At 44.0% G+C, this 20532-nt stretch carries 19 protein-coding genes; 12 read left to right on the top strand and 7 right to left on the bottom strand.

The genetic code is table 11. From position 1 onward, the window contains the following. Positions 1-106 precede the first annotated feature (106 nt). Together FM038_RS22400 and FM038_RS22395 are read left to right on the top strand one after the other, a co-directional pair. On the top strand, positions 107-733 hold the full coding sequence (locus tag FM038_RS22400) for a chemoreceptor glutamine deamidase CheD (RefSeq protein WP_142873768.1): 627 nt from the start codon (positions 107-109) through the stop codon (positions 731-733). 261 nt (positions 734-994) lie between these two features. Beyond that, positions 995-1828 carry a MaoC family dehydratase gene (locus FM038_RS22395; protein ID WP_185965834.1) on the top strand — a complete coding sequence of 278 codons (834 nt, stop codon included), beginning with the start codon at positions 995-997 and terminating at the stop codon, positions 1826-1828. 141 nt (positions 1829-1969) lie between these two features. Here FM038_RS22395 and FM038_RS22390 read toward each other — a convergent pair whose 3' ends face one another. Continuing rightward, complete coding sequence (locus FM038_RS22390) at positions 1970-2917, bottom strand: aldo/keto reductase (protein ID WP_142873770.1); 948 nt, start codon at positions 2915-2917, stop codon at positions 1970-1972. Positions 2918-3104: 187 nt separating this feature from the next. Here FM038_RS22390 and FM038_RS22385 point away from each other — a divergent pair, with 187 nt between their 5' ends. Continuing rightward, positions 3105-4817: a formate--tetrahydrofolate ligase gene (locus FM038_RS22385; RefSeq protein WP_142873771.1), complete on the top strand. Its 1713-nt coding sequence runs from the start codon at positions 3105-3107 to the stop codon at positions 4815-4817. Positions 4818-4871: 54 nt separating this feature from the next. Here FM038_RS22385 and FM038_RS22380 read toward each other — a convergent pair whose 3' ends face one another. Then, a complete protein-coding gene (locus tag FM038_RS22380) occupies positions 4872-6476 on the bottom strand; it encodes a mechanosensitive ion channel family protein (RefSeq protein WP_142873772.1) in 1605 nt (534 codons plus the stop codon). A gap of 220 nt (positions 6477-6696) precedes the next feature. Here FM038_RS22380 and FM038_RS22375 point away from each other — a divergent pair, with 220 nt between their 5' ends. Then, positions 6697-7032: a hypothetical protein gene (locus FM038_RS22375; protein WP_142873992.1), complete on the top strand. Its 336-nt coding sequence runs from the start codon at positions 6697-6699 to the stop codon at positions 7030-7032. Positions 7033-7170: 138 nt separating this feature from the next. Here the strand turns inward: FM038_RS22375 and FM038_RS25345 are convergent, their stop codons facing one another. Then, positions 7171-7296, bottom strand: a complete 126-nt coding sequence (locus tag FM038_RS25345; RefSeq protein WP_272877520.1) for a hypothetical protein — start codon at positions 7294-7296, stop codon at positions 7171-7173. Positions 7297-7631: 335 nt separating this feature from the next. On the opposite strand from FM038_RS25345, the gene FM038_RS22370 reads away from it, so the two are divergent. The 6 genes from FM038_RS22370 (at position 7632) to rraB (ending at position 12649) form a co-directional block, all read left to right on the top strand. Continuing rightward, a complete protein-coding gene (locus tag FM038_RS22370; RefSeq protein WP_142873993.1) occupies positions 7632-7916 on the top strand; it encodes an ABC-type zinc uptake system zinc chaperone in 285 nt (94 codons plus the stop codon). 242 nt (positions 7917-8158) lie between these two features. Next, positions 8159-9376, top strand: coding sequence for a hypothetical protein (locus FM038_RS22365; RefSeq protein WP_142873773.1), 1218 nt, complete (start codon positions 8159-8161; stop codon positions 9374-9376). Beyond that, the gene (locus tag FM038_RS22360; RefSeq protein ID WP_185965825.1) at positions 9360-10274 is read left to right on the top strand and encodes a metal ABC transporter solute-binding protein, Zn/Mn family; all 915 of its coding nucleotides are present in this window, start codon (positions 9360-9362) and stop codon (positions 10272-10274) included. The genes FM038_RS22365 and FM038_RS22360 overlap by 17 nt, the downstream gene beginning before the upstream one ends. 71 nt (positions 10275-10345) lie before the next feature. Further along, complete coding sequence (locus FM038_RS22355) at positions 10346-11137, top strand: metal ABC transporter permease (protein WP_142873774.1); 792 nt, start codon at positions 10346-10348, stop codon at positions 11135-11137. A 241-nt stretch (positions 11138-11378) separates the two neighbouring features. Beyond that, complete coding sequence (locus tag FM038_RS22350) at positions 11379-12104, top strand: 1-acylglycerol-3-phosphate O-acyltransferase (RefSeq protein ID WP_142873775.1); 726 nt, start codon at positions 11379-11381, stop codon at positions 12102-12104. Positions 12105-12235: 131 nt separating this feature from the next. Then, positions 12236-12649 carry a ribonuclease E inhibitor RraB gene (gene rraB / locus FM038_RS22345; RefSeq protein WP_142873776.1) on the top strand — a complete coding sequence of 138 codons (414 nt, stop codon included), beginning with the start codon at positions 12236-12238 and terminating at the stop codon, positions 12647-12649. Between the two features lie 92 nt (positions 12650-12741). Here the strand turns inward: rraB and FM038_RS22340 are convergent, their stop codons facing one another. Both FM038_RS22340 and FM038_RS22335 read right to left on the bottom strand, forming a co-directional pair. After that, positions 12742-13704 (bottom strand): GGDEF domain-containing protein, encoded by a 963-nt coding sequence (locus FM038_RS22340; protein WP_142873777.1) that lies wholly within the window; start codon positions 13702-13704, stop codon positions 12742-12744. A 13-nt stretch (positions 13705-13717) separates the two neighbouring features. Continuing rightward, entirely contained in the window at positions 13718-14713 is a 996-nt protein-coding gene (locus FM038_RS22335; RefSeq protein ID WP_142873995.1) for a response regulator, read from the bottom strand. 286 nt (positions 14714-14999) lie between these two features. Between FM038_RS22335 and FM038_RS22330 the strand changes: the two genes are divergently transcribed. Then, positions 15000-15806, top strand: a complete 807-nt coding sequence (locus tag FM038_RS22330) for a crotonase/enoyl-CoA hydratase family protein (protein WP_142873778.1) — start codon at positions 15000-15002, stop codon at positions 15804-15806. A 161-nt stretch (positions 15807-15967) separates the two neighbouring features. Continuing rightward, positions 15968-16465: a YqhA family protein gene (locus FM038_RS22325; protein WP_142873779.1), complete on the top strand. Its 498-nt coding sequence runs from the start codon at positions 15968-15970 to the stop codon at positions 16463-16465. 45 nt (positions 16466-16510) lie between these two features. On the opposite strand, the gene FM038_RS22320 is transcribed toward FM038_RS22325, so the two are convergent. Continuing rightward, a complete protein-coding gene (locus tag FM038_RS22320) occupies positions 16511-17425 on the bottom strand; it encodes a DUF3530 family protein (protein ID WP_142873780.1) in 915 nt (304 codons plus the stop codon). A gap of 128 nt (positions 17426-17553) precedes the next feature. Beyond that, on the bottom strand, positions 17554-20460 hold the full coding sequence (gene rapA, locus FM038_RS22315) for an RNA polymerase-associated protein RapA (RefSeq protein ID WP_142873781.1): 2907 nt from the start codon (positions 20458-20460) through the stop codon (positions 17554-17556). Between the last annotated feature and the right edge of the window lie 72 nt (positions 20461-20532).

The following is a 20532-nucleotide window of genomic DNA, read 5'->3' as shown; positions in this document are numbered from 1 at the left end:
TAAATTTAACTGGGATAAATAATGACTAAGTATTAGGGCTTGCTTGCATTTGACTGACTATACTTGGGGCTCATTAAGCATGAGAATCAAACAGCAAGGAGGCTGAATGCAAGCTGTCGCAATACCTCCACCACGAATAGGCTTCGAGGAAATACCCAGGAATTGGGATAATAAGCATGGCAAGGTTGTAGCAAGAGTTGATCCCGGTGTCTTCTATATCTCTTCTCAGGACGAATTAATTTTTACGCGATTAGGTTCATGTGTGGCTGCCTGTATCTGGGACCCATTCCTCGGCATCGGCGGTTTGAATCATTTCCTTCTTCCTGAAAAGGAGCTACATGAAGATTGGCATCAACTAACGAGCTATTCTTGTCGCTATGGCAACTTGGCGATGGAGCAACTTATCAATGGTATCTTGAGTGCTGGAGGTCAGCGGCAAAGATTGAAGGCCAAAATCTTTGGCGGTGCACAGATGACAAAATCCTCAGTACTTAATGTGGGTAAATCGAATATCGAATTTGTGAAGGAATATTTAGATACTGAAGGAATTGCCATAGAGGGAGAAGATTTAGGCGGTCCTTGGCCACGCAAGGTGTTATTTCACCCTAACAGCGGTAAAGTTTTGCTAAAGCGTTTATCACCTGCACGCATCGATCAGATGATGTCAGAAGAAAAAGTCTACTTGAAGCAAATCGTTAAGAAGCAAGAGGATAATCAGGTCGAACTGTTTTGATTTTAACGAGTATGCTCTTAGTTAACCTCGCTAAGAGCCTTGTTAAACTTAGCTTAATTGCTCTTATAATCAGTCTTGTTAAGCTATTCCCTCTAAGTCATCTGTACGCTCAAATAATTTTAAAACAGATTAAATATGTTTGAATTTAACACACGCCGACAGACTTTAAGGTATACTCGCCAGCTAGAAATTGGTTTGGTGAGTTGAAATTTGAAAGGTTCGGTTAACGTGGAAAATGATTATTCGATTGAATTGAAGGCGATGCCTTCTCTGTTTTCCCTCTATCGTAAGATCTTCTTCGGGCGCAAGCCTGGTTGGAATGAGCTGCCACTGCCGAAGATCTATGTCTCAAGTTCTAATGTGTGTTTATCGTCAGATAAAGTGACACAATATTCTCAAGTGTGTGGCTTCGATTTCGACGGTAAAAACCTGCCATTGACCTATATGTACGTGATGGCCTTCCGTTTACACGCGGTTATTTTTACTCATGAAGCGATCACTTTCCCTCTGCTTGGCATGATACATCTCAGAAACAGTATCACCCAATACCGTGGCTTAAGTATCGATGAGAAATTTGATATTGAATGTATGCTAACGACGAGTACAGTGACGGATTCAGGTTTGGAGTTTGAGCTTGTATCGAAAGCTTTTGTTGATGGAACATTGGTGTGGGAATCTTCGTCGACTTACCTTTATCGCATCGAAAACAGTAAGCGCCGTGTGCGCCCACCTAAAGCGAATGCCATGGCTTGGGATACTGCTGAGACCTGGAGTCTAGCCGAGGACCTTGGGCGTCGCTATGCTAAAGCATCGGGTGATTACAATCTTATTCACCTGCATCCTGTACTCTCAAAACGTTTCGGTTTCGACCGCGTGTTAGCCCATGGTATGTGGTCTAAAGCTCGCTGTATCGCTCAGATGATGCCACAAATTGGTGATCGCCCCTGTACAGTCGATGTGGCATTCAAGTTGCCTCTGTTTATGCCGTCGGATGTAAGCTTCGATACTGAAATCGATGAAGATAATCTCATGTTTGAGCTTAGAGATGCACGAGGTCGTCGACCGCATCTTTCTGGCCAGATCAGCTTTTTGTAGTCTTCACACTCATGACTGACTCATTTTAAAGGCGCTACAGGCGCCTTTTTGCTATCTGTAATAAAGCGGTGTAACAACCTCTAGTACCTAGTACCTAGTACCTATAGGTTTAGCTACATAGAGGAAAACTAAAATCATACTTTAAGGTACGCTATGTCCTGTTGAGGCTTGCCAGATGCTAAACCATTGCTGTCTGTCTAGTTTGATAGCTTTAGACGCTATCGCTGACTCTATTCTATGGGGCTGGCTACTGCCGATAATAGGTTTAGGCTGGCAGGGAAGTGCCAATATCCAGGCATAGATAATTTGGCTAATATCTTGGATCCCATGTTCATCGGCAATTTTATGTAACTGCTTTCTCAGCCTGATAGAGCGCTCATCTTTGCCGGTAAATATATTCCCCCCACCTAAGCAAGACCATGCCATAGGGGAGATATGATGTTGCTGGCAATGATCTAAGGTACCATCGTTAAGGCTGCTCATATTCAGTGGTGAGATCTCTATCTGATTGGTCGTTAGACTGATATCAAACTGATTGAGACTGGACTGAAGTAAATCGAACTGTGCAGGGCTAAAATTAGATACGCCAAAGTGAATAACCTTGCCACTTAGCTTGAGTTGGTTAAAGGTTTCAGCCACTTCGTGGGCACTCATCAAGGGATCGGGTCTGTGGATCAACAGTAGATCGAGTCGATCTGTATGTAATCGAGTGAGAGAGTTATCGACTGAGGCTAAGATGTGACTTTTACTGGTATCATAATGATTAACATAGCGCTCAGGCATCGAATCGAAAGCGGGTTTAATCCCGCATTTACTGATTAACTGTATCTGCTCTCGCAACGAAGGCTTTAGGGCCAGCGCTTCGCCAAATAAAGTTTCACACTGGAATTGGCCGTATATATCGGCATGATCCATGCTGGTGACTCCGAGATCAATATAGGCTTCGATGAGTTGGATCCTTTGCTGAGCAGACATATCCCAGCTATCCATTCGCCAAAAACCAGCGATGAAATCAGAGAGTTTAATTTGAGGCTGATGCGAATGTGTGTCGATAAGTACCTGACGGTGAGATTCTGATGTCGTTGCCATACCCTTTCCTTAATCCGACGTTAATTTATTCAACTAGATTACCATTTATTGATTTGGATTCATGAATGCTTAACTAAGCAGCATTAATCACGGTTTAGCTATTTAGCCTGCCACCGAGATCAACTATATTCTTGGCTCCTATTATAGGTCGCTTACCCTATACATCTCTAATAAGAGGAGCAATAGAATGCTGTCAGATATTGAGATTTCACGCCAAGCAACACTTCGTCCCATCAAACATATAGCCAATAAACTGGGTCTTGAACCTAGCGAACTGTCCTCATTTGGTGAGTCGAAAGCCAAAGTACATCTATCAGTTTTAAAGCGTCTCGATGATAACCTAGAAGGCAAATTGGTGATTGTCACTGCCGTGACACCGACTCCGTTTGGTGAGGGGAAAACAGTCACAAGCATAGGGCTGACTCAAGGTTTAAATGCCATAGGCAAGCGAGCGACGGCTTGTATTCGTCAGCCTAGCATGGGACCTGTATTTGGTATTAAAGGCGGCGCGGCAGGAGGGGGGCTAGCTCAGGTTGTGCCCATGGAGGAACTCAATCTTCACCTAACGGGAGATATTCATGCGGTCAGCAGCGCTCACAACTTAGCTGCAGCAGCCATCGATGCCTGCCTTTTTCATGAGAGCCGACTATCCAGAGAAGACTATATTGAGCAAGCTGGCAGCGAACCGTTGAATATATCTGCTAAGCAGATATTGTGGCGTCGTGTTGTCGATCATAATGAGCGCAGTCTGAGAAATATCAGTGTAGGGTTTGGCGACAATAATGGGCCGATTCATGACTCGGGTTTTGATATTACCGCGGCCTCTGAGATTATGGCTATCCTTGCATTGAGTCGAGATCTTAAAGATATGCGTCAGCGCATCGCTAAACTGATATTGGCGTTAGATGTTCGGGGCAAGCCGATCACAGCGGAAGATATTGGTGTCGCAGGCGCGATGACCGTCATATTAAGCCAAGCCATTGAGCCTACCCTGATGCAGACGTTAACGGGTGATCCTTGTTTGATTCATGCGGGGCCTTTCGCCAATATTGCCCATGGGAATTCATCCATTATAGCCGATAGAATCGCACTTAAGTTATCTGAGTTTGTGGTCACAGAGGGTGGCTTTGGCTCAGACATGGGATTTGAAAAGTTCTGTAATATCAAGGTGAGAGAGTCGGGGAAAGCGCCTGATGCCGCGGTAGTGGTCGTTACCCTAAAAGCGCTCAAGGCTAACTCAGGGTTAACATCTCAACTCGATATCAACGAGGAAGATATGCTCCGTCTACAGGCGGGTTTTGCTAATCTTAGATGGCATATAAATAATGTCAGCCAATACGGTGTTCCTGTCGTTGTGGCCATTAATCGTTTTCCAACTGATACCGAATCTGAAATTAGCTGGTTAAAATCGGCTGTGAGCGATACATCGGCTTTTGGTTGTGAAATTAGTGAGGCATTTGCAAAGGGAGCTAAAGGAGCTGAAGCCTTGGCCAAAATGGTTGCCGATGCCACAGATCAGGTCTCTGAATTTAAATTTCTCTATCCCTTAGAGGCGAGCATTGAGGCTAAGCTGCTTACGATTGCCGAGTCTGGTTATGGCGCTAAAGGCATCAAGCTATCCGATGAGGCTAAGCGGCAACTGGTTCAGATAAAAACCATGGGGCTGGATGGACTGGCTATCTGTGTAGCAAAGACACCATTATCAATTAGTCACGATCCGAAAGTTAAGGGCATCCCCGCTGACTTTGAACTGCCAATTACTCAGTTTAAAATCAATGCTGGTGCAGGTTTTATTACCGCGCTTGTCGGTAAAGTGATGACTATGCCGGGTCTTGGAATAAAGCCGGGATACTTGAATATCGATATCAACGAACAAGACGAAATTGTTGGATTAGCGTAAAATAAGTTCCTAGGCTTAAGTTCCTAGGATCTGGATCCTAGAACTTAAATTTAACTAGTTCTGATAAATATGTACGTCGCGTTGTGGGAACGGAATGCTGATGTTCTCTTGATCGAAGCGCATTTTCACTTCACGGGTGATATCCCAATAAACATCCCAATAGTCTTCAGGTCTTGCCCAAGGGCGAACAATAAAGTCTACCGAAGACTCGCCTAAAGTATGCAGCTTTACCATAGCTTCTGGCTCTTGAAGCGTTTTAGGGTGTGCTTGAATGATCTCCTTGAGGACACGCTCCGCTTTTTCGATATCATCGCTATAGCCAATGCCAAACGTCATATCTACCCGTCTTTGATGCTCGACGGTAATGTTGTTAATGGTATCGCCCCAGATCTTATTGTTCGGAATAATCAGTCTCTGGTTATCTAAGGTCTTTATCGTGGTGGATACTAGACTCATGTGGCTGACTTTACCTGTGACACCTGCCGCGTTGATCAGGTCGCCGACATCGTAAGGACGATAGATTAAGATCATCATGCCAGATGCAAAGTTAGACAAGGTATCTTGTAATGCAAAACCTATGATCACACCAGCAACACCGAAACCTGCTAGCAATGGACCGAGCTCGAAGCCTAATTGCGACAGGGCAATGAGCAGGCCGATCGTGAATACGGCCTTACCAGACAGTGAGATAAAAAAGTCTTGCAGTAATTTACTGAACTTAAGCTTTGAGTTGCTTACAGCCTTCTTGACGAGCTTCTCTACGCCTTTACCAACTAGGCTAGATAGTAATAGGATCAAGGAGAAGATAAATAGCTTAAATACCACACTCGGACCATTTTCCATTGCCTGAGTTTTTGCGCTAGTAAACCACTGTTCAATTAAACTGCTGGCAACATCTAGGTTAAGGACATCTTGAGTAATATCACCGGAAGTACTAAACAGTGTTTGTTTCAGCTCTGAAGTATCCTGTCCTAATGTATCTAACAGCTCGACTGCGACACCTAAGCTAGAACTGCTATGGCTCAGCCTTTCGTTAAGCTGAGTGACTTTAACCGTTTGTTCGCTCGAGACATCCTTACCCGCTAAGCTTGCATCCGCCACTGCTACTTTCAATTTATCTTGAGTGTAATGCACTAAACTATCTAAGGTATCGGCACGTTGTAACAGATTTGCCGTGAACTGAGCTTTCATATCACCTGTATTGATTGAAAGTTGCTCTGCCCAAGTCAAAACGTCTAACTTAGCTTGGAGTAGGTCATCACGCTCCATCTCTCTGTTAGCAAATAGCATCATGATCTCGGCATCATTACCTTTGCCAAGCTGAGACTTGAGATTAGTGATACTCGCTGCATAGTGGGCATCAACGGCTTGAAGAAACTTGATCTGCTCTGTGACATAAGGGGTGAGTAGCTCAATATCTAATGGTGTAACTCCCATCTGTTCTTTGAGTTTTTGATGCAGTTTGTCTGCTTTTTGCTTAATTCGGTATTCGGTAAACTGCGAAAGCTCACCTTGATCTAAACGTAATTGGCTTACGTCACGGTCGATAGATTGCTGTAGGGCACTAAGTTCTAAAGCAAGTTTGCTGTCTTCTGCATATGCCTGAGTTACCGAGACAGAGCAGATGGCGAGCATCATTATGATGAGCGTGCGATACATAGGTAAATCCTGTTACTTTTGTAGGCGCTTATAATATTACTTTGCAGTAGTGCCTGTAAATTCTCATTAACAAATTATCGTTATTTGATTTTAAAATAAATGGGCAACAGATCCATTTATGGGAAGTCTGCAATGAGGTTTTTTGAGAAACGAAAGCTTATTTCCCCCTCCGTTTCTGCTAAACTTTGTCACCGAATTTCTAAGCTTAGAGAGCCTGCTTGTGTTATGTACTCATTGTTGTAAGCCATTCGGTGTCAATGCCGTTAAAAACCAACGTGGTAAAGGGCTTAATGCTCAGGTTCAATGTCCGCACTGCACTGCGTGGTTGGGGAAAAACCCGATCTTGACTCGTTTAAAGATGCTTGCCTTTTATTTTGGTGTTGCAGCATTGGTTTATGGATATTTTGAAGCCGATATGCGCAACATAACAACGCCATTGGCTATAGTGTCAGTGATAGTTTTGCTGGTGAGTCATCTGATGGATCACCTCAAGGTGGCAGAAGCTCCGGAAGTTGAAGTGGTTGATGACAGTGAGCATCGGCAGAAGTATCGATAGACTAGAAATGATGGATTTAGATTAAATTTGATAGACTTGTCTTGCTTACTCTGAGGTTTACAGCAGTTTGAAGGCGAAAGAATACAAATTGCAGTGATGGCCACATCACTGCAATTCCAGTTAACTAGTTGCTAGTTGCTAGTTGATAACTGTTACCTGAGCTTCTAATGCAGCATCGACATAATAGATGCCACCGCCGATAGCGATAAAGAAAAACGTTGTCCAAAAGATCATCTTGCCGTTTTCTTGTAAGAATTTTAACATTATCTGTACTCCCCCCATGGGTTAAATCTCAGCTCAATAGGATTAGGCTTATTGGCTTATCTGTTGCAATTTTAGACTTTAGAGCTTAAATCAGTATTAATTATGATCCAAGTTTAAGTGACCTTGATCATGTTATCTAACTTGATTTTTGTTACTGATTCACGAGGTTTAGCATATGTTGCATGTATTTTTCTTACATTTATAACATGAATATTAGCTATTTTTATTAAAAGGGTAACTTGACTTAATTCGCTGTTTGCATAAACTTGACCGCGATTTTATCTCGTATCGACATAGAGATAAGAGGTTTACTAGGGTTTTTAACGGCGGTATTTATGGTCAGTAACAGTATAAGACGAGGAATTGCAATATGGCTTTCAGCCATATTGATCTGCCTGTCATTTGCTGCCTCAGTCCATAGCGTTGAGCATATTGATCATGGAGCGCAAGGTGAATGTACCTTATGTTTCCATAAGCATCAGCTCAATAAGCTATTACCTACAACGCCTTTTAGTTTACAGGCATCTACCCAGACCTTCGAAACCGTTTCCTTTCTGTTATGTGAACATAAAGCGTCACACGTTAGTTTTTTCCATAGCCGCGCGCCTCCAGCAGCGTAAATTAAATTATTTTCGTTAACTTTTTTAACTGTATTTTCAGTTGTAGCAAGAGACGCTAGCGGGCTCTTGTGCTCAATTGATTTTGCAAAGCTAGTTTAGGCTATTCTAAATTACTTTTGTGATTCAGCTAATTTGTTAACTCAGCACTTTGTAATAATTTTTTTGATTATGTCCACCTAGCACCTAATTACTTAATATTCATAAGAATGTTAGGGGACAATTGTTGTATTTTGGAGAGACAAATGACTGTTTTAAATCAACGCATATCTTGCGTCGCTGCTGCATGCGCCCTTTTTTCGACTTCGGCTTTTGCTGATAATCCGACACTGACAAACCCAGCTATCAGTGCAGTACTCGATGGCTATTACCAAAACACAGAGCGACCGATGGCAGAGCGTGGTGAAGGCTTCGGTTTAGGTCATACTGAGCTCGCTATGAGCGCCAATATTGATGATATGTTTTACGGTAAGTTAACCGCTGTTATTGAGATGCATGATGGCGAAACTGAACTTGGTCTAGAGGAAGCATTTATTCAAACCTTGGCTATGCCTGGTGGTTTTTCTATCCGTGCTGGTCGTTTCCTATCGGATGTCGGTTACCTGAATAACCAACATGTTCATACCGATGCCTTCTCCGATCGTCCTGCTGCGTACCGTGCCTTCTTAGGTAGCCATTATTTCGACGATGGTGTTCGTGTTAACTATGTTGCGCCGACAGACCTTTACTGGACCATGGGACTTGAGAGCTTTAAGGGCGATAACATGCGTGCCGCTGGTGGTGAAAGTGACGAGCATTTCGAAGAGCATGATGATCATGCTGAGCGCGATTATAAGAACATAGGTATTTACACCGCGTATACCAAGATTGGTGGTGATATTGGTCATGGCTCATGGCAGGCTGGTTTAAGCTATATGCGCAACGAAAATGGCCGTATGGTAGAGGGTGAACATGAAGATCATGCAGCACTTGAGGCTGGCCATGATGATCATAGTCATAGTGCAACATTTACTGGCGAAAATACCTATATTGCCGATTTTGTCTATAAATGGGCGCCGAATGGTAACTACAAATACCAACATCTAACAGTCAGTGGCGAGTACTTCAAAGTTACCGACTTTGCGCCGCTGGAAGATGGTCATGATACAGATGTGCACTCTGCAGACAGTGTCGATGATATGCAGGGCTGGTATCTAAGCGGTGTGTATCAGCTTAGCCCTAACTGGTCGACTGGTGTTCGTTATGGTGAAACCGATGTGCAGGAGCTTCATGGCGATCATTTCGACCCTCAGAAGTTAAAGGAAACGGAAGTGAGCCTAGCGTGGCACCACAGTCATTTTTCTACGGTTCGCCTGCAGTACACCAATCAACAAGGCACAAACTACTTCGGTATCGAAGATGACAATGTGTTAACTCTTCAATATGTTATGACTCTGGGGGCTCACGGTGCGCATCAATTCTAAGTTAGTAAAGTCGGCGATAGCCGCAGTAGTAGTGAGTTATTCGAGTATCGCATCTGCCGAGTTAAATATTTTTGCCTGTGAACCTGAGTACGCGGCTCTGGCAAAGGAGCTGGCACCTAGTGCCAGAATCTATTCGGCGACGACCGCGATGCAGGACCCCCATCAGGTTCAAGCCAGACCGAGTCTAATCGCTAAAATGCGTCAGGCGGATATCGCTGTCTGTGCTGGTGCAGATTTGGAAATTGGTTGGCTGCCTATGCTGCAAATGAAGTCATCTAACGCTAAGGTTCGTTCAACGGATCAGGGGTTATTTTATGCTGCGGAGCAAGTGGAGACAATCGATCAACTTAAGTCCGTAGACCGCAGCATGGGTGATGTTCATGCTAAAGGAAATCCGCATCTACACTTTTCTCCCGAGAGAATGTTGCAGGTGGCACAAGGCCTGACATCTAAGCTCATTGCCATCGATCCTGATTCAAAAGCCAGCTATGAATCTGCGCTGAAGAGCTTTAGCCATAAATGGTCAGCAGCGATTCCTGTTTGGGAAAAGAAAGCTGAGCCTTTGAAAGGCAAGAAAGTTATCGCTTACCACTCAAGCTTTAAATATTTGTTTACTTGGGTGGGAATTGAGCAGGTTGCCGATTTAGAGCCTAAGCCAGGTCTGCCACCGAGTAGCAGTCATCTTGCTAGCTTGCTGACACGTACCGAAGCGGGTGATGTGATGGCGATTATTGTGGCCTCTTACCAAGACGAACGTGGGGCGAACTGGTTAGGCGAACGTGCCAATCTGCCAGTTCAGGTGCTCCCTATGTCAGTGGGTGGCAACGATCAGAGTCAAGATCTGTTTAGCTTATATGACAGTGTGTTAGATCTCTTGTTGGATGTAAGTACTCGCTAGAGCAATCTGCATAAGGGCAGCTGAGTTATCGGCTGCCCTTATTTTCTATTACAATAAGCGAGAATTCGCCTATGTTCGATATCAATTTAATTTCAATCTTATTACCCGCTTTAGCTGCGGGTGTATTAGTTTTATCGACCCATGTTTTACTTGGCCAGCAGGTATTAAAACGCGGTATTATTTTTATTGATTTGGCCATAGCCCAAGTTGCGGCATTGGGGGCTATCGTCGCTCACCTTAACCATGATATTGAGCACTTGCCATTTTCCAATGTATGGATGCCGGCTTTATTTGCTCTTGCTGGAGCAGGATTTATCGCTTGGTTATCTAAGTGTATGGCCGATGAGCTAGAAGCTATTATTGGTTGCTTTTATGTGCTTGCTGCCGTTGCCGCTATGTTGATGTTGTCTAACGACCCTCATGGTGCTGAGATGCTTAAACAGCTGATGTCAGGCCAAATATTGTGGGTGAATTGGTCTCAACTTATTCTTCCTGCTATTGTTTCTTTTATAATACTGTCAGTGATTTACTTAAAACCTAAACTGCTCGATGGCAGTGGTTTCTACATACTCTTCGCTATTGTCATTACGTTATCTGTCGAACTGGTTGGAGTCTACTTAGTCTTTAGTACCTTGATTTTACCGGCATTGGCGGTCAATAAATTTGGCTCTAAGTATAGGTTGGTGGCGGCATATTCTGTGGGTTTGATGGGCTATATCTTTGGCTTGATTTTATCGGCGACATTAGACCTGCCGAGCGGAGCCGCCATTGTGGCGACGCTGGCTGTTAGTGCTATCTTGTTCAGATTTGTTTTGGCGATAAAACCTAAGCAGAAAACTGCGACTAGCGTAGTAAATTCGTAATAAATGACATGCTAATTAAGTCAGAAGCGTTAGACTCAAATGTCTCTGGTGTCCTACTATGGAACGATGAGTCGTATCTCAAACTGGGTATGTAAACAATACCGTTATGGGATCGGATCTTGGAATGGGTGTCTGAACATTATTTTAGTGTCATCGGATCTCAGACTACATATGTAAACTTATATTGAGTCGAATCTGCTTGCTGGCTATACTGTCGCGACTGGAATCAAGGGAGATAGTTGTGCTTTTAATCCTCAGATCGTTGATATTAGCTGTAATGCTTTTGCTAGCGTTTGTTTTTGGTGGTCTTTTTTGTTTAATGCGACCGCGCCATCGTGACAATGTACACATGTTAGCTAAGATTTTTTCTTATGCAGCTCCTGTACTCGGTATTAAAGTTATCGTTCGTAAGCCTGAAGCTAAGGTGCAAGAAGAGCCTTGTATCTATCTGGCTAATCATCAAAATAACTTTGATATGTTTACACATACAGCTGCGGTTCCTAAAGGAACAGTAAGTTTAGGTAAGAAGAGTCTGGCATGGGTCCCCTTCTTTGGCCAAATATATTGGTTGTCTGGAAACATTCTTATCGATAGAAAGAATCGTAATAGAGCGTTTGAAACCATGGCTCAAACGGCTAAAAAAATTAAAGATAAGTGCCTCTCAGTTTGGATATTTCCAGAAGGTACCCGATCTCGTGGTAAAGGTTTATTACCGTTTAAGTCAGGCGCATTTCATACTGCGATTGAAGCGGGCGTTGCTATGGTGCCAGTTTTAGCGTCCAATCAAGGGCATATTAAGCTGAACCGTTGGAACAATGGTGTCGTTATCATAGAGATGATGGACCCGATTGAGACAAAGGGACTCGCGAAGAATCAAGTGAAAGAGTTGTCTTCTCGTATTCATACGATTATGTCAGCGAGATTAACGCAGCTTAATCAAGAGGCCACAGCGTTAATGGCTAAGTAATGGTTTGAGCATCTAAAAAGACGCTAATAGATACGGCCTCCTATATGGAGGCTTTTTATTGCCTCTAGCGGTACTTTGAACTGCTCTGGGGATAAGATATAATCCCCGCAGTTATTTTATTGGGAGTCACCATGTCAATTGAGCGTTTACTAGAGGCACAGAAACAGGAAAATCAAGAAATAGTCGAAGCTATTCTTGGTGACGGTTCAGAGCCTGATGCCGAGTACACAATTGAGCATCATTTTTCATCAACTAACTTCGATCGTCTTGAGAAAGCCGCTGTTGACGCTTTTAAGCAAGGTTTTGAAGTCAATGATGCCGAAGAGATGGAGCTAGAAGATGGCTCTGTTATCTACTGCTTTGATGCTGTTGCAAGCCATAAACTTGAAGTTGAACTGCTTGATCAAGCATGTGAAGGCTTACTTAAGCTAGCCAAAAAGCAAAAAGTTGATTATGACGGTTGGGGTACTTACTTTATCGATGAGAACGGTGAAGTACGTGATGATGAGCAGGACGAAGAGCTTGATGAAGATAACCTAGACTAAGCCTTGTAGGCTTTAGTTTTAGACAATGATAAAGGCCCGGGTAGTGGGCCTTTTTTATGCTTCAATGTTCAGGACTCTGGTCCCGGTATCGATTATTTAGCCTTGTAGATCATGCATTGATTACGGCCAGCTTCTTTAGCTTCATAAAGTGCTTGATCGGCAAAAGATAACCATTGGCCACTATTTTCTACCTGCTCATGTAGATCGCTAATGCCCATACTCACGGTGACTTTGATCGAGTTCCCTTCAAAGACTAGCGCGGTATTTTCAATTTTTTGTCTTAATCGATTAGCAAACGTTAACGCATCGGTTGCACTGGTTTTAGCTAGAACAACGGCAAATTCTTCACCACCATAGCGTCCAGCGCAGTCTGTTTCACGTAATGACTGTTTGAGGATATGCGAGATATGTTGGATCACTTTATCGCCAGCCATATGGCCATAAGTGTCATTGACCTTTTTAAAATGATCGATATCAAACATGACTAAGCTGGTAGCATCGCCATAGCGGGCATGACGATCAAACTCTTTCTGCATGCATATCTGCCAGTATCTGCGATTGTGTAACTGAGTGAGTCCATCGGTTTGGCTCAAGTGCTCTAGTCGTTCGTTGACCGCTTTAAGCTGCAGTTTATTGATGGCAACGTCAGTGACGTCATACACAATTAAGCTAATATGAGTGATTTGTCCTGTAAGAGAAGATAAGGGCAGTAGAGTGACATTTTGATACATGAAATCGGCTCGCCCGGTAATTGGACGATAATTTTTAAACTTAAAAACGTAAGGTCTCTGTTCCCAGCTGATAAAAGCGCGGTTTTTAAGAAGAAATACCGATTCCATCTTCTGCTTTAGCCAGTCGGCAGGCAGATAGTCGAACTGTTCAAATAGATTGCTTCCCTTAATGGAGTTTGGAGATACACCACTATGGTTCTCCATAAAGCCATTCCAAAGCTGTATATCAAAATTCTTATCTAGCACCACTAGGCCAACTTCAATGGTTTGAACCATATCGATCAACCAGTGGAGTTCGTTCATTGCGCTTCGGTCATGTGACATAGATAGGCCCAACTTAATCTAACAGATAACCGAGCTTATAATTAAGCGTCGGTAATGAATCTTCTGTGAACAGCAGGAGCAGGTCACATTGAATATCGTGGTGTTCGATCCGATAGTTAATCTCCATCGCTAAAGTACGGGACCATTTCTCAGAATTATCATGGATGAGATCGTTCACGGTACAGTGGCGACCGAGAACAACTGGGTGACCTTGGCTGAACTTCATATGCAGTTGCTCAGAGATACCGTTAAGAAAGGCACCGATCAACACGTTACCCGTATCGATCATGACTTCCATTTCAGTATTTTGATCTTCTGGATTCTCGAGCCCCATTAATTTGGCCATATCTTTAAATGACGAGTCATGAAATAGCAGTAAGGCCTCCCCCGCAACTCCAGCACCGATAAAACCCTGACATAGAGCCGAAATTTTACTGTGCTCTTCAGTGGCCTTGAGCGTCATGGTCAGCTCGCTGACTTCGAGCACATTAACATTCGGGATAGGTAGTAAGACAAATACATCGAGTAATTTAGCGAGCAGATCGGCAGCACGCCCCATGGCGACATTAGCGATTTCCTGACAGGCGTCACGAAGATCAACTTCTATCATTGGACTGTCAGCGACTTCATCACCTAAGGCAATGGTGAGAATACCGTATTCTTGTAAAATATTACTGATGGCGTCGGCACTGACAGGCTTTTGAATAAAATCCAAAGCACCGAGTGCTTTTACTCGTTCGTGAGCTTTAATCTGAATATCGCCGGAGACGACAATGACAAGTGCAGGCAGATCTTCTTGTTGAATGGTTTGTAATACTTCATAACCATCCATTACAGGCATATTCAGATCGAGAAAGACTACCTCGCCTTTTCCCGCGCGGATGGCTTCTATGCCTTCTGCACCATTATTTGCAAAGGTGACATCGACGTCCCACTCTTTGGGAAGCGTTCTTGCCATCTGCTTTCTTGCTAGTGCGGAGTCATCGCATATTAATACTGGGATCGGCATTATCGTTTTAAACATCCTAATCTGCCCATCTATTCAAGATAACACTTATTAATGAGCTCGGTGGTTCAATTGATAAATTTAGGCGTGGTTTTTGTTATTTTATTTTTGGTTCGACTTTAATTTAAAGGCAAACGGGTATCTATCACTATGGATAAAAAGAAGAAAATGATACGTCATTTTTTTGACGTAAGTCAAAACTTATTTTATATGTTATCCCTATTAGTGAAATAATCCAAATATGTTAACCTCTATTCTGGACAGACCAGTTTGAATAATCGAGGGTGATATGGCAAGGAAGTTCGTTCAACTTAACATTAGCAAGCAGGTGGCCTATGTCACCTTAAACCGGCCTGATAAATACAATGCACTCAACTTTGAGATGTTTTCTGAGATAGATTCAGTGATCCGTGAACTAAAGAAGAATCGCTCAATTTGTGCGGTGATCTTATCTGGAAGCAAGGGTAACTTTAGTTCAGGTCTCGATGTGAAAAGTGTTATCCAATCACCTATGCAGCCCATGAAGCTATTATTTAAGTGGTTACCAGGCAATGCTAATTTAGCGCAAAGAGTGTCGTTAGGTTGGCGTCGATTACCGGTTCCCGTTATTGCAGTGATTGAAGGCTGTTGTTTTGGTGGTGGCATGCAGATAGCACTAGGCGCCGATATTCGCATTGCCGAGCAAGATGCCAAGCTATCGATTATGGAAGCAAAGTGGGGATTGCTGCCGGATATGGCAGGGCTGGTGTCCTTGAGAGAGCTGGTAACAAAAGATCAAGCCATGCTGCTGACTATGACTGCAGGTGTCATCACCGCAAAAGATGCCCTAAGTAAAGGTCTAGTCACTGAGGTTATAGATTCTCCTATGGAGAGGGCCATTGAGCTTGTTGAGCAACTTGCTAAGACGTCGCCCGATGCCAATGCCGCGATTAAACAGAGTATCAATAAGAGCTGGAACTCAAGTATCAGAAGCTTGCTGTCTCGTGAGTCGATTAGCCAAATTAAATTACTGCTTGGCAAGAATCGAATTGTCGCCGCAAAACGCCAGACAGGCGACCCCGATAAAGCGTATCAAGCGCGGCAATCTTGGTGGTAACTTAGCTTTCCTACTGGCTCACTTTCCCTACTAGACTCTAGTTGATTAGAAGGTGAGCCTGATCACATCCTGTCCATATACTGCTAGTCTTCCTTAGGTGAATCTCTATCATCCCACTCAATTTTTAGTCTTATGCCGATTGGTATAAATCAAGGATCGAGATGCAAAACTTATTTGAACGTATTTTATGGAGTAGCCGACTTTCGGTTATGTTGGGCGTCTTTGCATGTATTGTCGCCGCATTCGTGATTTTCATCATGGGGGTTATAGATGTCATCCATATGCTTGAACTTATCTGGAACTATATCTTTAGCAGTAGTCATGAAGTGAGAAATGAGCTGGTAATGGTGGTGGTTGAGATATTAGATACCTTCTTGCTAGGTGCTGTGTTACTCATCTTTGCTTTCGGCCTATATGAATTGTTTATCAGTAAGTTAGAGGTGGCAGAGAAAAGTGAGGCTGGTGGTAAGATTCTGATTATTAGCAGCATAGATTCGCTTAAAAGTAAGCTGGGAAAAGTGATCCTGATGATGCTGATCATCAAGGTGTTCTCCTACTTTACCGAGATGAAGCCTACTTCCATGTTAGAGCTGCTCTATATGGGTATCATCGTCGTCTTGATCGCGCTATCGCTGATGCTGACAAAAGAGAAGAAGTGATTGAGTGAAGGTCCTAGCTCCTAGACTCTAGGATCTAGCTAGCTTCTAGTGTTTGCTGATCCTTAATGCGAATCCTTCAATCAACTTTAATGCGGTATGCCAGGATGTTTGGTTATTGAGGTTGAGTGATAAAACTTGCTGGCTGTATCGATAAGGCTCATTTTGTGGCGAAAGTTCGGCGCGCATTTCCACCGTAGCATACGAGGCTCTATGTCCATCGACTGATTGGATATCCAATACCGGAACATCTAAGCTAGCTAACATTTTTGCTAGCGCCTGATTTTCAGACTTCATCTTCATGTAGGGGTTTATCAGTACCAAAATATCAGGTTTTGGTAATAGGTTATTGCTAATCATGGAGATGGTGAGCCCTGCGCCTTGTCCACTGGTGATAAGTAAGCGTTTGCCTGGATAGGGGGCACCGAGTTGGTCAAGTTGACTCATGGTCTGACTGACAAACTGAGTCTGCTTCTCACGGATCTCTTTCCACAAGGCTTCTGAGTATTGCCGCGTCGCTTCATTGGCTTTTTGAACTCCGCTTGCCTTGCCTGCTTCGACGATATCCTCTGGTTTAGTGGTGAAGTTAGGTGTAGAGACATTTTTCGGCGGTGTTATGGCAATCGTTGCCCAGCCTGCAGAGTTTAGTTCACGTCTTAGATAGGCATTTAAGCCTGCGCCATCAGCTCCCATACCAGGGGTCGCAATTAAAATGGCAGCCCCTAACTTCTTTTTACCACTCCATGGTTTGACTAATATCTCACTCTTCTGCTTGCCCACCGTTATCTCGATAACTTCCTCTGGAGGAAGATAGTCATATTTAGCCCGCATTTCAATTTTCTTCTCGACAGTTTCTTCATTAGAGGTCTTAGTTTCAGGATCGGCAGCCAAGCTTGTAAAGCTTATCGATAAGCAAGTAAAGCAGAGCGATAATATGAGAACTGAAGAGACAGATAAGCGCATAACGATAGAGGAGAGAGATAAAGGAAATGGTAATGAAAGTATAACAGGATATACAGGTTAAGAGAGTGAAAAGGACCAAAGAGATAGACCCTAGGTGCTAGCACCTGGGGTCTAAATACTTGTTATTGTTAAACGTGACTCACGAGTACTAATCTCACTGCATCAAGTTGTAACAAGCTGTCATCAAGGTAGCCATTGAGTTCAGTCATCTGCTCTTTAAGGTGAGAGATCTCTTCATCACGAATGTTAGGATTGACAGCCTTCAATGCCTCAAGGCGCTCAAGTTCACTGGTAAGCTGAGTGGTCATTTTCACTCGTGCACTATCAGCAAGAAGCTTGAGTTCAATCTGGGCAAACTCTTCACCTTTGGCGAACAGAGGGTGCAACACAGCTTGTGAAGCATTGACAAGCTTGCTGGCGATATGACGATTAACCGCACTCAGTTGCTTATCGAAGCTTTCGTAGGTGACATTATCAGACAGGTTATTACCATTTTTATCCAGCAAGATACGCACTGGCGTTGGTGGCAGATAACGGTACAGCTGACTCGATTTAGGCGCGGATGCATCGGCCATATAGATCAGTTCAAGGAAGATAGTACCCGCTGGCAGAGCCTTGTTCTTTAAGACTGCAACACTGGTCGTTCCGGTCTCAGATGAGGTGATCAGATCTAAACCAGTTTGTACAATCGGATGCTCCTGAGTGATGAGGGCGATGTCATCTCTTGAGAGTGCAACATCTCTATCGAACGTGACTGTCATACCATCTTCAGATAGGCCTGGATAGGTCGGGAACATCATATGTTCACTGGTCCTAAGCACTATGTTGTTTTCACCGCAGTCCTCTTGCTCGACACCGATAATGTCCCATAGGCGGATCACAGAACCGATCAGCTGAGTATCTTGATCTCGTTCGGCTAAGCGCTTAACTAGCTTAGTGGCACGTTCACCACCATGAGAGTTTATCTCTAGTAGTTTATCGCGACCTTGCTCCATCGCTATTTTCAATTCTTGGTAACGAGTTTGCGTGCTTTCGAGAAGCACCAGCATCTCTGTTTCATCTTGGTTGATCAGCTGAGAAAGCAGAGGTTCAGAAAATTCCTTGAACAAAATATGTCCGCTTGGACAGGTTTGTTCGAATGCATTGAGCCCTTGATGGTACCACTGCATTAAGGATTCTTGTGCCGTGTTTGCAAGGTAAGGCAAGTGGATCTCTACATCGTTGTTTTGACCAATACGGTCCAAGCGACCAATTCGCTGTTCTAGCAAATCAGGATTGAGTGGTAGATCAAACAAGACAAGCTGACTGGCAAACTGGAAGTTACGACCTTCAGAACCAATTTCGCTACAGATAAGAGCCTGAGCACCACCGGTTTCTTGAGCAAAGTAAGCGCCGGCCTTATCTCGTTCGATAATCGACATGCCTTCGTGGAAGACGGTTGCCTGAATACCTTCACGGGTGCGTAGTGCTTCTTCCAGGCTCAATGCTGTTTCAGCCTGGCTGGCGATGATAAGGATTTTTTCTCTGCGATGAGTCTTTAAGAACTCAATGAGCCAATCGACTCTAGGATCAAATTTCCACCAACTTGCACTATTGCTATCAAAATCTTGGTAGATTTTTTCTGGACTTAGGGCTTGTTTAACCTTACCAGCAGTATCTAAGTGGCCATTCATCATCACACCAACGCGGGCGGCGGTGACATATTGACTCGGCATTGCCTGTGGGTGGGCATTAAAGATACGAGTCGGGAATCCCTTAACTGACGCACGGCTGTTACGATACAAGACGCGGCCAGTACCATGACGGTCTAGCAGATCTTGTAACAGTGCATCGCGGGCAGTTTGTTGTTGGTCGATATCGGCGTCACTTGCCTGAATCAACTCAATGCTAGCGCTAATATCTTTTTCGCTAAGCAACTCAGTTAAGTTGGCGACAGCATCACTCGGCAGTTGATTACCACTGGCAAGTGCTTCGGCTGCGCTGGCCACATCTTTATAACTGTTTTCTTCTTCGAGGAAGGCTTCGTAATCGTAGAAACGATCTGGGTCAAGCAAGCGCAGTCTAGCGAAGTGGCTCTGATGACCGAGTTGATCTGGGGTTGCGGTGAGTAGCAGTACGCCTGGCACCACTTCACTGAGAGCTTCAACGACGCGATATGCACGGCTCGGTGCATCTTCGGCCCACTCTAAGTGATGAGCTTCATCGACAACCATCAAGTCCCAATCGGCTTCTAATGCCTGTTCAAGACGTTTCTTTTTACGTAGCAATTCAAGTGAACAGATCACCAGTTGCTCGGTGTAGAAAGGATTGTCGTTGTCGGCGTAAGCTTCGATGCATCTGTCTTCATCGAATACAGAAAATTTAAGGTTAAAACGACGCAGCATCTCAACGAGCCACTGATGGCGGAGCGTATCAGGAACTATCACTAAAATACGCTCAGCACGACCTGTGAGCAGCTGCTGATGAATAATTAGACCCGCTTCAATGGTCTTACCTAAGCCTACTTCATCGGCTAGCAATACGCGTGGCGCAAAGCGGCGACCCACTTCATGGGCAATCCACTGCTGATGAGGAATTAAACCGACTCTTGGGCCTTGTAGACCGAGTAGGTCTGAAGTGGCTAATTTATTTCTTAGAAGCTGACAGTTATAACGCACACCAAATCTGTCAAGACGGTCTATCTGACCCGCAAACAGTCTGTCTTGTGGTTTGTTAAAGCGCACATTATGGTTAAGCAGGGTCTCTCTTAGACTGACCTGTTCACCTGTTTCTGTGTGAATGCCGTGGTAAATGATGAGCTCATTTTTTTCTTCAAGCTCACTGACGGTCAGACTCCAGCCTTCGTGGCTTTCAATTTTGTCGCCAGGATTATAAATAACTCGAGTTAGGGGAGCTTCGGCGCGTGAGAACAACCTGTTCTCATCAGTTGCTGGAAACATTAGTGTGACCATACGGCCTTCTAATCCTACTACAGTACCTAAACCAAGTTCTGATTCTGTATCACTTATCCAGCGTTGACCTAAGGAAAAGGGCATTAACTATTTCTCATCTACGGGTGAACCACGAAAGGGCGCGTATTTTACCTAAACTCCCTAAAAGTGCAAGGA

This window comes from Shewanella eurypsychrophilus (genome assembly GCF_007004545.3).
GTDB classification, from domain to species: Bacteria; Pseudomonadota; Gammaproteobacteria; order Enterobacterales; family Shewanellaceae; genus Shewanella; species Shewanella eurypsychrophilus.
Note: the sequence above shows the minus strand (reverse complement) of the source record. Positions and strands in the feature narration are given on the sequence as shown.